This window comes from Streptomyces sp. NPDC101160 (genome assembly GCF_044768205.1).
Lineage (GTDB): Bacteria > Actinomycetota > Actinomycetes > Streptomycetales > Streptomycetaceae > Streptomyces.
Window position 1 is genome coordinate 100,333 of sequence record NZ_JBIWPJ010000012.1, and the last position, 12,385, is coordinate 112,717.

Consider the following 12,385-nt stretch of genomic DNA (forward strand, 5'->3'; position numbering starts at 1 on the left):
CGCCACGCCCACGTCCGCGCCCACGGACAGTCCACGGACAGGAAAGGGAGCGCCATGCTCGACCACCTCATCAAGGGCGCCACCGTCGTCGACGGCACCGGCGCCCCCGCCGTCACCGCAGACGTCGGCCTGCGCGACGGCCGGATCGCGGTCGTCGCCGCGCCCGGCACCGTCACCGAACCGGCCCGTACGCAGGAGGACGCCACCGGGCTCGTCCTCGCGCCCGGCTTCGTCGACCCGCACACCCACTACGACGCCCAGCTCTTCTGGGACCCCTACGCCACCCCGTCCATGAACCACGGCGTCACCACCGTCGCCGGCGGCAACTGCGGCTTCACCCTCGCGCCGCTGCACCCGGACCGCCCCGAGGACGCGGACTACACGCGCCGGATGATGTCGAAGGTCGAGGGCATGGCGCTCGCCGCCCTGGAGGAGGGCGTCGACTGGTCGTGGTCGTCGTTCGCCGAGTACCTCGACGCGCTCGACGGCCGGATCGCGGTCAACGCGGGCTTCATGGTCGGGCACTGCGCGCTGCGCCGGTACGTGATGGGGCCGGACGCGGTCGGCGGACAGCCCAGCGAGGAACAGCTCGCGCAGATGGTCCGGCTGCTCAAGGAGGCCATGGAGGCCGGCGCCTGGGGCCTGTCCACCACCCAGTCCTCGACCCACTCCGACGGCGACGGCGCCCCCGTCGCCTCCCGCCATGCCGGCCCCGCCGAGCTGATCGCCCTCTCCCGCGCCGTCGGCGAGCACGAGGGCACGCAGATCGAGGCGATCCTGGCCGGCTGCCTCGACCAGTTCTCGGACGCCGAGATCGACCTGTTCGTGGAGATGACGGCCGCCGCCGGGCGCCCGCTCAACTGGAACGTCCTCACCATCGACGCCACCGTCCCCGAACGCGTCCCGCGCCAGCTCCTCGCCTCCGAGCGGGCCCGCAAGTCCGGCGGCCGGATCGTCGCGCTCACCATGCCGATCCTCACGCCCATGAACATGTCGCTCGGCACCTTCTGCGCCCTCAACCTCATCCCCGGCTGGGGCGAGATCCTGAGCCTGCCCGTCCCCGAGCGCATCGCGAAGCTCCGCGACCCCGACGTCCGCGCCGGGATGCTGCGCCGCGCCGACTCCAGGGAGGCCGGCGTCTTCCGGCGGCTCGCGAACTTCGGCCGCTACGTCATCGGCGACACGTACAGCCGCGAGAACCGCGGCCTGACCGGCCGGGTCGTGAAGGACATCGCCGCCGAGCGCGGCCAGGACCCCTTCCAGGCGCTCGTCGAGATCTGCGCCAACGACGACCTGAAGACCGTTCTGTGGCCGATGCCCACCGACAACGACCCGGCCTCCTGGGCGCTGCGCCGCGAGACCTGGCAGCACGAGGACGTCCTGCTCGGCGGCTCCGACGCGGGCGCCCACCTGGACCGGATGTGCGGCGCGCCGTACACCACCCGCTTCCTCGGCGACTGCCTGCGCGGCCGGAAGCTCGTCCCGCTGGAGCAGGCCGTGCGGATGCTCAGCGACGACCCGGCCCGCCTCTTCGGCCTGCGCGAGCGCGGCCGGATCGCCGAGGGCTTCCACGCCGACCTGGTCCTCTTCGACCCCGAGCGGATCGACGCGGGCCCGGCGACCCTGGTCCACGACCTGCCGGGCGACAGCCCGCGCCTGGACTCGCGCGCGGTCGGCATCGTGTCGGTGCGGGTCAACGGCGTGGAGACGGTGCGGGACGACGAGGTGACGGGCGCGATCCCCGGGCGGGTGCTGCGCTCGGGCCGGGACACGAGGACGGTGAGCACCCGATGAGCCACGAGACTTCCGGGATCACGGAGCGGCTGTACATAGGAGGGGAGTGGGTCGAGCCCGACGCCGGCCACTACGAGGTGGTCAACCCGGCCACCGAAGAGGTCGTCGGACTCGCGCCGGAGGCGAGCAGGCGCCAGGTGTACGAGGCCGCCGAGGCCGCCCGTACCGCCTTCGCCACCTGGTCCCGCACGAAGCCGGAGGAGCGCGCCGCGCTCCTCGACCGGGCCGCCGACCTGATGGCCCGCGACGCCGAGCGGAACACGGACCTCGCCCGCGCCGAGACCGGCGCGACCACGGCCACGGCCCGCGGGATGCAGGTGGCGGTCGGCGCGGCCCGCTTCCGGCGCTATGCGCGCGGCGCCCTGGAGCCGGTCGAGGAGGCGCTGCCGCCGCAGATCAACGAGGCCGGGCCGATGGGGAGGGCCGGGGTGTTCGGGGCGGTGGCGGTACGGCGTCCGGTGGGCGTGGTCACCTGCATCACCTCGTACAACAACCCGTGGGCCAACCCGGCCGGCAAGATCGCCCCGGCGCTCGCCATGGGCAACACGGTCGTCGTGAAGCCCGCCCCGCAGGACCCGCTCTCCGTGTACGCGATGACCCGCGCCCTCGCGGAGGCGGGAGTCCCGGCCGGGGTGGTCAACGTGGTCACAGGTGCCTCGCCCGCCGTCGGCGAGGCGGCCGTGGACTCGCCGGCCGTCGACATGGTCTCCTTCACCGGCTCCACGGCCGTCGGCCAGGCGATCGGCGAGGTGTGCGGGCGCGCGATGAAGCGGCAGCTGATGGAGCTGGGTGGCAAGGGCGCGGCGCTCGTCTTCGACGACGCCGACCTGGACGCGGCCATGACGGGGATCGGCACGACCTTCTCCTTCTACAGCGGGCAGATCTGCACGGCCCCGACCCGGGTGATCGCCCAGCGCGGGATCTACGAGCGGCTCGTCGAGAAGCTGGCGGGCTACATCGGCTACCTGAAGGTCGGCGACCCGGCGGAGCGCGGCACGGTGGTCGGCCCGGTGATCTCGGCGGCCCACCGCGACCGCGTCGAGTCGTACGTGGAGCTGGGCCGGAAGGAGGGCGCGCGGGTCGTCGCGGGCGGTGATCGGCCGGACTTCGCGAAGGGCTTCTACGTGGCGCCGACGCTGCTCGCGGAGTGCACGAACGAGATGCGGGTGGTCCGGGAGGAGATCTTCGGCCCGGTGGTCGTGGTGGTGCCCTTCGACGACGAGGAGGAGGGGATCGCGCTCGCGAACGACAGCGACTACGGGCTGCTCGACTACGTGTGGTCCGGGGACGTGGCCCGGGCGTTCCGGGTGGCGGGGCGGCTGCGGGCCGGCGGGGTCGGGATCAACACGATCGGCCGGAACATGGAGGCGCCGTTCGGCGGCTTCAAGAAGAGCGGGGTCGGGCGGGACGTCGGCTCGTACGCGCTGCACGCCTACAGCGAGCTGCAGGCGGTCGTCTGGCCGGGGTGACGCACGTCACAGGGAAATCCGGGAACGGACATTCCGGGCGCGGCTGCGGTTTCCGTATATCGGACACCAGGTTTCGGTGCGGAGGGTTGATCGGTCAGCTCCGTTAGTCGATCTTTCAATCATTGGCGGGTGTCCGATTCGACCCGCGCAATGCAAGGCTATGATCGATCGGCTGAGCGGATTCCGATCTTCCAGATGTGGAAATCGCAGCATTTAACGTCGAGTTCATGACTCAGGTGGATGTGCGGCCCCCGGCCGGAGACACGGTGAGGGGCGTCCCGGCACAGGGTGGCGGCGACGGCATGCGCGGCAAGGGCCTCGGCGGCAACTCCGTCGGCCTCGTCGGCAGCGCCGTCATCGGCATCTCCACCGTCGCCCCGGTCTACTGCCTGACCTCGACCCTCGGCTCCACCGCCGGCCAGGTCGGCCTCCAGATGCCCGCCGTCTTCCTCGCGGGCTTTCTGCCGATGCTGCTCGTCGCGTTCGCGTACCGCGAGCTGAACAAGGCCATGCCGGACTGCGGCACCTCCTTCACCTGGACGGTGAAGGCGTTCGGCCCCAAGGTCGGCTGGATGTGCGGCTGGGGCCTGGTGATCGCCACGATCATCGTGCTCTCCAACCTGGCCGGCGTCGCCACCTCGTACTTCTGGCTGCTCGCCGGCGAGATCAGCGGCAACCCGTCGATCGCCGCCCTTGACCACAACAAGGCCGTCCACATCGTCACCTGCCTGGCGCTGATCGGCACCGCGACCGCCATCAGCTACCGCGGCATGACCGCCACCAAGGGCGTGCAGTACGCGCTCGTCGGCCTCCAGCTGCTCGTCCTTGCCGTGTTCGTCGGGATGGCGCTGTCGAAGGCGGGCTCCTTCGAGAGCTCGGTCCACTTCTCCTGGTCCTGGATGAACCCGTTCGCGGTGCAGTCCTTCGCCGCGTTCACCGCCGGGCTCTCCCTGTCGATCTTCATGTACTGGGGCTGGGACACCTGCCTGACCGCGAACGAGGAGACCATCGGCAGCGAGAAGACCCCCGGCCGCGCCGCGCTCATCGCGATGGTCGTGCTGGTCGGCTCGTACCTCGCCACCGGCATCGCCGCCCAGATGGCCGTCGGCTCCGGCGGCAAGGGCCTCGGCCTCGGCAACCCGAAGACCTCCGACAACGTCTTCGCCGCCCTCGCCGGCCCGGTCATGGGCCCCGCGCTCGGCATCCTGCTCTTCGTCGCGGTCCTCGCCTCGGCCGCCGCCAGCCTCCAGACCACCTTCATCCCAGTGGCCCGCACGGTCCTGGCGATGTCCACGTACGAGGCGCTGCCGGCGTCGTACGCCAAGGTCCACCCGCGCTTCAAGACGCCCGGCAAGGCCACGATCGTGGCCGGCGTCGCCACCGGTGTCTTCTACACGGTGATGACCCTGGCCAGCGAGCACGTCCTCGTCGACACGATCTACGCGCTCGGCCTGATGATCTGCTTCTACTACGCGCTGACGGCCTTCGCCTGCGCCTGGTACTTCCGCCGCGAGCTGACCCGCTCCGCCCGCGACCTGGTCTTCAAGGGCCTGTTCCCGCTGCTCGGCGGAGCCCTGCTCGCGGCGGTCTTCGGCAAGACGCTGTACGACATGTGGGACCCGGCCTACGGCTCCGGCTCCGCGGTGTTCGGCGTCGGGTCGGTGTTCGTGATCGGCGTCGGGCTGCTGCTGCTCGGCGTGGTGATCATGCTGGTGATGCAGCGCAGGAGCCCCGCGTTCTTCCGGGGTGAGGTGCTCACCAAGGAGACTCCGTCGCTGGTCGTCGAGGACTGATGGACTCCTCGGCCGTCCGGTGACGGACGCCGGTGACGGAAACGGCGAGGTGGCGGGCCCGTGGGGGGTCCCGCCACCTTCGTCGTCCTACGCGTTCCCGACCGGGAGCAGGTTCTCGACCATCTTGTTGGCCGCGGGCATCTGGTCGGCCGAGGCGGGCTTCGCCTTGGGGGCGAGCACGCCGCTGAGCGGGACGACGGAGGGCAGGTTGGCACCGGCGGTGTCGGCGGCGGCGGTGCCGGCGGCGGACAGTCCGCCGGTGAGGGCGAGGCCGGTCAGGGCGGCGGCGGTGAGGATCTTCTTCATGCCGCGAGAACGCCGGAGGGCGGGGCGTGGTTACGCCACCCCTTCCTTCCGTGTGCATTCATATGCAAAGCTTGGAATATGAATGCATTGAAGGGGTGGGCGCTCCGCCCCGCGCGGGACGAGGACGTGGAGCCCGTCGCCGAGCTGAAGGCGGTCGTCATGCGCGACGACCTGACGCGGCTCGGCCGGTACGACGACCAGCGCGTCCGGCAGCGGCTGCGGGACGGCTTCCGCCCCGCGCACACCTCGGTCATCGAACTGGCCGGCGCCTTCGCGGGCTGCGTGGCCTTCGGCCCGTACCCGCACGGCCCCGGCCGCTACCTGGAGCACTTCTACCTCGCCCCCGAGGCCCAGGGCCGCGGCCTCGGCACGGCCGTGCTGCGCACGCTCCTCGCCCGGGCCGACGCGGAGTCGGCCCCGGTCCGGCTGACCGTAGTCCAGGGGAGCGCGGCCCGGCGCCTGTACGAGCGGGAGGGCTTCAGGGTCGAGGCGGAGGACCCGATCGACGTACTGATGGTGCGGGAGCCGGTCGTGGCCGCCGCGTTCGACGGCTATCCGGCCTCCTCCACCGGCTCCGCGATCAGCGCCGTGCCGATCGTGCGGAAGCCCAGGCGGGCGTAGAGGCGGGCCACCGTCTCGTCCGTGGCGGTCAGGAAGACCGTTTCCACGCCCGTCGCGCGGGCGTCCGCGACCAGGGCGGCGGTGACGGCGAGGCCGAGGCCCCGGCGACGGGACTCGGGGCGGGTGCCGACGCCGACGACCTCGGTGACCCGGCCGACGGGCTGGTGCTGGCCTGCGGCCAGAGCGGTGCCGGAGGCGTCGAGGGCGGCGGCGAGGCGGGTGAGGCCCGCGTCGAGGCGGGCCGCGACCTGGTCGGCGACGCCGGGTGTCGGGGTGGCGCCGAAGGCGGCGTAAGGGGCGGCGACGGCGGACTCCAGGGCGGCGTCTGCGGCGCCCACCATCCGTACCGTGACGCCCTCCGGCAGTGCGGGCGGTTCCTCCCCCGGCTCCGCCAGGACCATCAGCGGGTGCTCGTGCACCACGAGCCCGCTCGCCTCGATCGCCGACCGCAGCCCCGGCGTCGTCTCCGCGACCCACTCGAACGCCTCGGGCACCCCGAGCTCCCGCTGCCGGGCCCGTACTTTCTCCACCGTCTCCACCGGCACCTCGCCGGCGTGGCCGAGCGTGGGCCGCGCGTAGTACGGCCAGCCGACCCCCTCCCGTACGAAGAGGGTGAGCGGCCCGAACTCCTCGGCGCGGGCCGCGGATCGGGGTACGGAGTCGTAGTAGGACTCAAGGCGCGTCAGCATGCCGGTTACCGTACGGAAACCGACCATCGGGGGGAAACATGAATACGAACAGCGGCCGCGCCTGCCCGGGCTGCGGGCGGGACGACCTGACGCAGGCGGTGCCCGCCGCGTACCTGGCCGGCCGGGACTCCGTCACGAGCCGGGAGCGGAACCGCGACGGGCAGGTGCGGACGGTGACGCGGCGGGTGACCACCGCGCTCGCCGACGCGCTGGCGCCTGTGCCCAGGGAGCCGGCGCACGGCCTGGCCGGCGTCGCCGCCTTCGCGGGGTTCGTGGCGGTCGGCTCCTTCCTGGGCTGGGTCTTCGTCGGGCGGGCCTTCGAGGAGATGCCCGACGGGGCGTACTTCGGGACGCCCGACAGCCTGGGACCCGACCTCTCCTTCCTGGGCTGGGTCTCCGGCCTCGCGCTGTGCGTCGCCGTCCTGGCGACCCTCGTTCTGGTCCGGCGCCGGGGTGCGTTCGCGCGGCGGACCCGTGGGCGGCAGCAGGCGGAGGAGCTGTGGGCGCACGGCTGGTACTGCCACCGCTGCGGCACCGTCCACCTCGTCGGCGTGCCCGGCGAGGACACCGTCCCGCTCACCCTCCAGCGCTTCCGCGAGCGGGTGTGGGAGCGGGGCGGCTACGGCGAACTGGCGGCGCGTCAGCGGGCGGCGGGCTGACCGGCTTCGAGGAAGACCGGGTTGGTGAAGGCGGCCAGGGCGCCCGGGAGCGGCGGCGCGGTGACCGGGTGGCGGACCTCCGCCCGTACGTACGCGGCGTTGGCGGCCGTCGTCGTCCACTCGGCGGCGCCGTCCCGCGCCTGCGTCGTGAACAGCACGCCCTGGTCGGTGACGAAGCGGACCGTGCCGCCCTCCGGCGCGCCCGTGACGCGCAGCCGGGCGGTCACGGGCGCGTCGGCCGGGACGGTCAGGCGCTCGCCGAGCCCGGCGGAGCGCCCGCGCCCGTCGGTGAGGGTGAAGTCCAGGGAGACGGCGGCGGATTCGGCGACGTACGAGCGTCCGGCCCGCAGCCCGTCGAGGATCGCTTCGCGGCTCAGCTCCTCGGCGAGGACGACGGTCTGCGGGGTGCCGACGCGGTCGGGGTCGCGGTGCGCGTCGCTGTTGCCCATGGCGGGCGTCCAGCGGCCCGCCGCGAGCGCCCCGTCCCAGCCCGCGAGCGAGACCTCGTCGTCGGGTGTGTACGGGCCGTTCCACACCTCCACCGCGTCCGCGTCGCCGAAGCCGAACTGCCAGGCGCAGCCGATGCAGGTGGCGTGCGGGTGCGCGGGGACGACGAGGCCGCCGGCGCGGCGGATCTCGCGGGCGAAGCGGCCGAAGCGGTTGTCGCGGGCCCGGTAGCGCCAGTCGACGAAGGTGCCGGGGTCGGTGCCGAGGGCGAGGACGTGGCCGGTGCGGGTGGTGACCTCCTCGCCGAGCAGGATCAGGAGGTCGTCGCCCGCGCTGCCGGCCCAGGCGCCGTGCCCGGAGTGGGTGTTGTGCTCGGTGCCGGCGATGAAGTCCAGCCCGGCGGCGCGGGCGAGCGCGGCGACCTCGGCGGGGGTGCGGCGGCCGTCGGAGTGCACGGTGTGCAGATGGCAGTCGCCGCGGTACCAGTCGCGGCCGCGGCCGCGGGCCCGCTCGGGCGGGTAGGCCGGGCGGGGAGTGGGCGCGGAGGGCCCGAGCCGCAGGGTGACGGTCACGGTGTAGGTCAGCCCCTGCGGGGCCACGGTGTACGGGGCGAGGGCCACGTACCAGGTGCCGGCGTGCAGCGGCCCGGCGACATAGCCGGGCGTGGCGTCGTCGGCGCGGACGAAGAACTCCGTGCGGGCGCCGCCCGACCAGCCCCGGAAGCCGCGGCCGCCGAGGGCGGTGCCGCGCTGGTCGAAGAGGCCGATGTCGAGGGCGTTGCCCTGGGTGCCGGCGGGGACGGCGGGGCGGTCGTAGGCGTAGGCGACGCGCAGCTCGCGGACGCCCGGCGGGAGGTCGACGGGGAGATAGACGAAGTCGGGGGCGCCGGGCGGCAGGGTGCCGGTGACGGTGCGGACGAGGTCGTCACCGTTCTCGGCGGCGTGCGCGAAGCTCACGCTGCCTAAGGTAAGGGCGGTGGCGGCGCCGGTCACGAGGACGGCGCGGCGAGAGGCCGTGGTCATGCGGACGACTGTCCGGGCGCCGCGTGAACGTCGGAACCCCGGGCAGGGGAACAACAGCAGACAATGCCCGCCGCACGCCCTACCGTGCCCCCATGCGGATCTCGACCACGATCTTCCTGACCGACGAGACCATCACGCCCGTGCGCCTCGCCCGCGAGCTCGAACAGCGCGGCTTCGCCGGGCTCTACCTCCCCGAGCACACCCACATCCCCGTCTCCCGCGACACCGCCCACCCGGCGGGCGTCGCCCTCCCGCGGGAGTACGCGCGCACGCTCGACCCCTTCGTGGCGCTCGGCCAGGCCGCCGCGGTGACCGAACGCCTCGGCCTGGGCACCGGCGTCACGCTGGTCGCCCAGCACGACCCGATCGCCCTGGCCAAGCGGATCGCGACCCTCGACCACCTCTCCGGCGGCCGCTTCACGCTCGGCGTCGGCTACGGCTGGAACCGCGAGGAGGCCGCCGACCACGGCGTCACCTGGTCCACCCGCCGCGCCCTCACCTCCGACCGCCTGGACCTGATGCGCGCCCTGTGGGCCCCCGAACCCACCGCCCACGTCTCCTCCTCCGGCCCCTCCCTCCGCCCCTCCGAGGCCTGGCCCAAGCCCGCGGGCGGCGCCCCGCGCACCCTCCTCGGCGGCGCCGCCGGCCCGAAGCTCTTCGCCGAGATCGCCGCCCGCACGGACGGCTGGATGCCGGTCGGCGGCCGCGGCCTGACGGAGACGCTCCCGGTCCTCCGCGAGGCCTGGGAGCAGGCCGGCCGCGACCCGAAGACCCTCCAGGTCGTCCCCTACGCGGTCCTCCCCACCCCCGGCAAGCTCGCGCACTACGAGGAGCTGGGCTGCGAGGAGGTCGTGCTCCAGCTGCCGCCGGGCGACGAGCGGGAGGTGCTCGGTGTTCTCGACGACTTCGTCCGATACCTGTGACCTGCATCGACCCGCTCGTATGCTCGGTCCATGACGGATCACCAGGCACCACGCAACTCCGCCCCGACCGAGAACGCCATGCGCCGTGCCCTCAGGCGGGCCCGGGACGGGGTGGCGCTCGACGCGGCTGAGGCCGCCGTGCTGTTGCAGGCGCGGGGGGCGGATCTGGACCAGTTGGTCGCGGTGGCCGGGCGGGTGCGGGACGCGGGGCTCGCGCAGGCCGGGCGGCCGGGGGTCATCACGTACTCGAAGAGCGTGTTCATACCGCTCACGCGGCTGTGCCGGGACAAGTGCCACTACTGCACGTTCGCGACCGTGCCGGGCAAGCTGCGGCGTGCCGGGCACGACATGTTCATGAGCCCGGACGAGGTCCTGGACATCGCGCGGCGGGGCGCCGAACTCGGCTGCAAGGAAGCCCTGATCACCCTCGGCGACAAGCCCGAGGACCGCTGGCCCGAGGCGCGGGAGTGGCTGGACGCGCACGGGTACGACGACACCGTCGCGTACGTACGGGCCATGTCGATCCGGATCCTGGAGGAGACCGGGCTGCTGCCGCACCTCAACCCCGGGGTGCTGTCGTGGACGGACTTCCAGCGGCTCAAGCCCGTCGCGCCGTCGATGGGGATGATGCTGGAGACGACGGCCACCCGGCTGTGGAGCGAGCCCGGCGGGCCGCACTACGGCTCGCCGGACAAGGAGCCCGCCGTGCGCCTGCGCGTCCTGGAGGACGCGGGCCGGTCCTCCGTCCCCTTCACCAGCGGACTGCTGCTCGGCATCGGGGAGACGTACGAGGAGCGCGCCGACTCGCTGTTCGCGCTGCGCCGGATCGGCCGGGCCTACCACGGCATCCAGGAGCTGATCATCCAGAACTTCCGCGCCAAGCCGGACACGGCCATGCGCGGCATGCCGGACGCCGAGCTCGACGACCTCGTCGCCACCGTCGCCGTCGCCCGGCTCATCATGGGCCCGAGCGCCTGCCTGCAGGCCCCGCCGAACCTGGTCGACGCCGAGTACGAGCGCCTGATCGCCGCCGGCATCGACGACTGGGGCGGGGTGTCGCCGCTCACCATCGACCACGTCAACCCCGAGCGCCCCTGGCCGCAGATCGACGAGCTGGCCGAACGCTCCCGCGCCGCCGGCTTCGAGCTGCGCGAACGCCTCTGCGTCTACCCGGAGTTCGTGCAGCGCGGCGAGCCCTGGCTGGACCCGCGGGTCGTGCCCCACGTGCGGGCGCTCGCGGATCCCGAGACCGGTCTCGCCCGGCCCGACGCACCCGTCCGCGGCCTGCCCTGGCAGGAGCCCGACGAGGCGTTCACCTCCGCCGGCCGCACCGATCTGCACCGCACCATCGACACCGAGGGCCGCACCGGCGACCGCCGCGAGGACTTCGACGAGGTGTACGGGGACTGGGAGGCGCTCCGCGAGGCGGCCGCGCCCGGCATGGTGCCGCAACGGCTCGACGGTGACGTGCGGGAGGCCCTCGCCGTCGCCGCCGACGACCCGACCCGGCTCACCGACCCGCAGGCTCTCGCCCTCCTCCACGCCGACGGCCCCGCTCTCGACGCCCTGTGCGGCATCGCCGACGACGTCCGGCGCGCGACGGTCGGCGACGACGTCACGTACATCGTCACCCGCAACATCAACTTCACCAACGTCTGCTACACCGGCTGCCGTTTCTGCGCCTTCGCCCAGCGCCGCACCGACGCCGACGCCTACACCCTCTCCCTCGACCAGGTCGCCGACCGGGCCGCGCAGGCCTGGGACGTCGGCGCGGTCGAGGTCTGCATGCAGGGCGGCATCCACCCGGACCTGCCCGGCACCGCGTACTTCGACATCGCGCGCGCGGTGAAGAAGCGCGTCCCCGGCATGCACGTGCACGCCTTCTCGCCGATGGAGGTCGTCAACGGCGCCTCCCGCACCGGGCTCTCGATCCGCGAGTGGCTGACCGCCGCCAAGGAGGCCGGGCTCGACTCGATCCCGGGCACGGCCGCCGAGATCCTCGACGACGAGGTCCGCTGGGTGCTCACCAAGGGCAAGCTGCCCACCGCCACCTGGATCGAGGTCGTCACGACCGCCCACGAGCTGGGCATCCGCTCCTCCTCGACGATGATGTACGGGCACGTGGACCAGCCCCGCCACTGGCTCGGCCACTTCCGCACCCTGGCCCGCATCCAGCAACAGACGGGCGGTTTCACGGAGTTCGTGACGCTCCCGTTCATCCACACCAACGCGCCCGTCTACCTCGCGGGCATCGCGCGCCCCGGCCCGACCGTCCGCGACAACCGGGCCGTGACGGCGATGGCACGGCTGCTCCTCCACCCGTACATCCCCAACATCCAGACCAGTTGGGTGAAGCTGGGCGCCGAGGGCGCCGCCGCGATGCTGCGCTCGGGCGCCAACGACCTCGGCGGCACGCTGATGGAGGAGACCATCTCCCGCATGGCCGGGTCGAGTTACGGCTCGTACCGCTCGATCCGCGACCTGGAGGCGATCGCCGAGGCCGCGGGCCGCCCGTCCCGGCCGCGCACGACGCTGTACGGGGAGGTCCCGGAGGAGCGGCGGCGCGCGGCCCGCGCCTCGGACGGGCACCTTCCGGAGCTGCTGCCGGTCCTTCCGCTCCCGTCGAAGGACTGAGGGAAAAGTACGGTCAAATACGGCCTGA

10 protein-coding genes are annotated in these 12,385 nt (G+C 73.3%); 7 read left to right on the top strand and 3 right to left on the bottom strand.

The features are described from left to right. The first annotated feature begins 54 nt into the window (after positions 1 to 54). From ACIRSU_RS33365 to ACIRSU_RS33375, 3 genes are all read left to right on the top strand, one after another. Positions 55 to 1,794 carry an amidohydrolase family protein gene (locus tag ACIRSU_RS33365; protein WP_403800342.1) on the top strand — a complete coding sequence of 580 codons (1,740 nt, stop codon included), beginning with the start codon at positions 55 to 57 and terminating at the stop codon, positions 1,792 to 1,794. Continuing rightward, a complete protein-coding gene (locus ACIRSU_RS33370; protein WP_403800344.1) occupies positions 1,791 to 3,263 on the top strand; it encodes an aldehyde dehydrogenase family protein in 1,473 nt (490 codons plus the stop codon). Before ACIRSU_RS33365 ends, ACIRSU_RS33370 begins: the two co-directional genes overlap by 4 nt. 227 nt (positions 3,264 to 3,490) lie before the next feature. After that, positions 3,491 to 5,056 (top strand): APC family permease, encoded by a 1,566-nt coding sequence (locus ACIRSU_RS33375; protein WP_403800347.1) that lies wholly within the window; start codon positions 3,491 to 3,493, stop codon positions 5,054 to 5,056. An 87-nt stretch (positions 5,057 to 5,143) separates the two neighbouring features. Here ACIRSU_RS33375 and ACIRSU_RS33380 read toward each other — a convergent pair whose 3' ends face one another. Next, positions 5,144 to 5,362: a hypothetical protein gene (locus ACIRSU_RS33380; RefSeq protein WP_403800350.1), complete on the bottom strand. Its 219-nt coding sequence runs from the start codon at positions 5,360 to 5,362 to the stop codon at positions 5,144 to 5,146. Positions 5,363 to 5,440: 78 nt separating this feature from the next. Between ACIRSU_RS33380 and ACIRSU_RS33385 the strand changes: the two genes are divergently transcribed. Continuing rightward, a complete protein-coding gene (locus tag ACIRSU_RS33385; protein ID WP_403800352.1) occupies positions 5,441 to 5,983 on the top strand; it encodes a GNAT family N-acetyltransferase in 543 nt (180 codons plus the stop codon). Here the strand turns inward: ACIRSU_RS33385 and ACIRSU_RS33390 are convergent. Next, positions 5,914 to 6,672 (bottom strand): GNAT family N-acetyltransferase, encoded by a 759-nt coding sequence (locus tag ACIRSU_RS33390; RefSeq protein ID WP_403800355.1) that lies wholly within the window; start codon positions 6,670 to 6,672, stop codon positions 5,914 to 5,916. The genes ACIRSU_RS33385 and ACIRSU_RS33390 overlap by 70 nt on opposite strands. A 38-nt stretch (positions 6,673 to 6,710) precedes the next feature. Here ACIRSU_RS33390 and ACIRSU_RS33395 point away from each other — a divergent pair, with 38 nt between their 5' ends. Further along, positions 6,711 to 7,331 carry a hypothetical protein gene (locus ACIRSU_RS33395; protein WP_403800358.1) on the top strand — a complete coding sequence of 207 codons (621 nt, stop codon included), beginning with the start codon at positions 6,711 to 6,713 and terminating at the stop codon, positions 7,329 to 7,331. Here ACIRSU_RS33395 and ACIRSU_RS33400 read toward each other — a convergent pair. Next, complete coding sequence (locus ACIRSU_RS33400) at positions 7,313 to 8,800, bottom strand: CehA/McbA family metallohydrolase (protein WP_403800361.1); 1,488 nt, start codon at positions 8,798 to 8,800, stop codon at positions 7,313 to 7,315. The genes ACIRSU_RS33395 and ACIRSU_RS33400 overlap by 19 nt on opposite strands. Positions 8,801 to 8,892: 92 nt before the next feature. Between ACIRSU_RS33400 and ACIRSU_RS33405 the strand changes: the two genes are divergently transcribed. Both ACIRSU_RS33405 and ACIRSU_RS33410 read left to right on the top strand, forming a co-directional pair. Beyond that, positions 8,893 to 9,723 (top strand): TIGR03619 family F420-dependent LLM class oxidoreductase, encoded by an 831-nt coding sequence (locus tag ACIRSU_RS33405; protein ID WP_403800364.1) that lies wholly within the window; start codon positions 8,893 to 8,895, stop codon positions 9,721 to 9,723. 30 nt (positions 9,724 to 9,753) lie between these two features. After that, entirely contained in the window at positions 9,754 to 12,357 is a 2,604-nt protein-coding gene (locus tag ACIRSU_RS33410) for a bifunctional FO biosynthesis protein CofGH (RefSeq protein ID WP_403800367.1), read from the top strand. Positions 12,358 to 12,385: the final 28 nt, after the last annotated feature.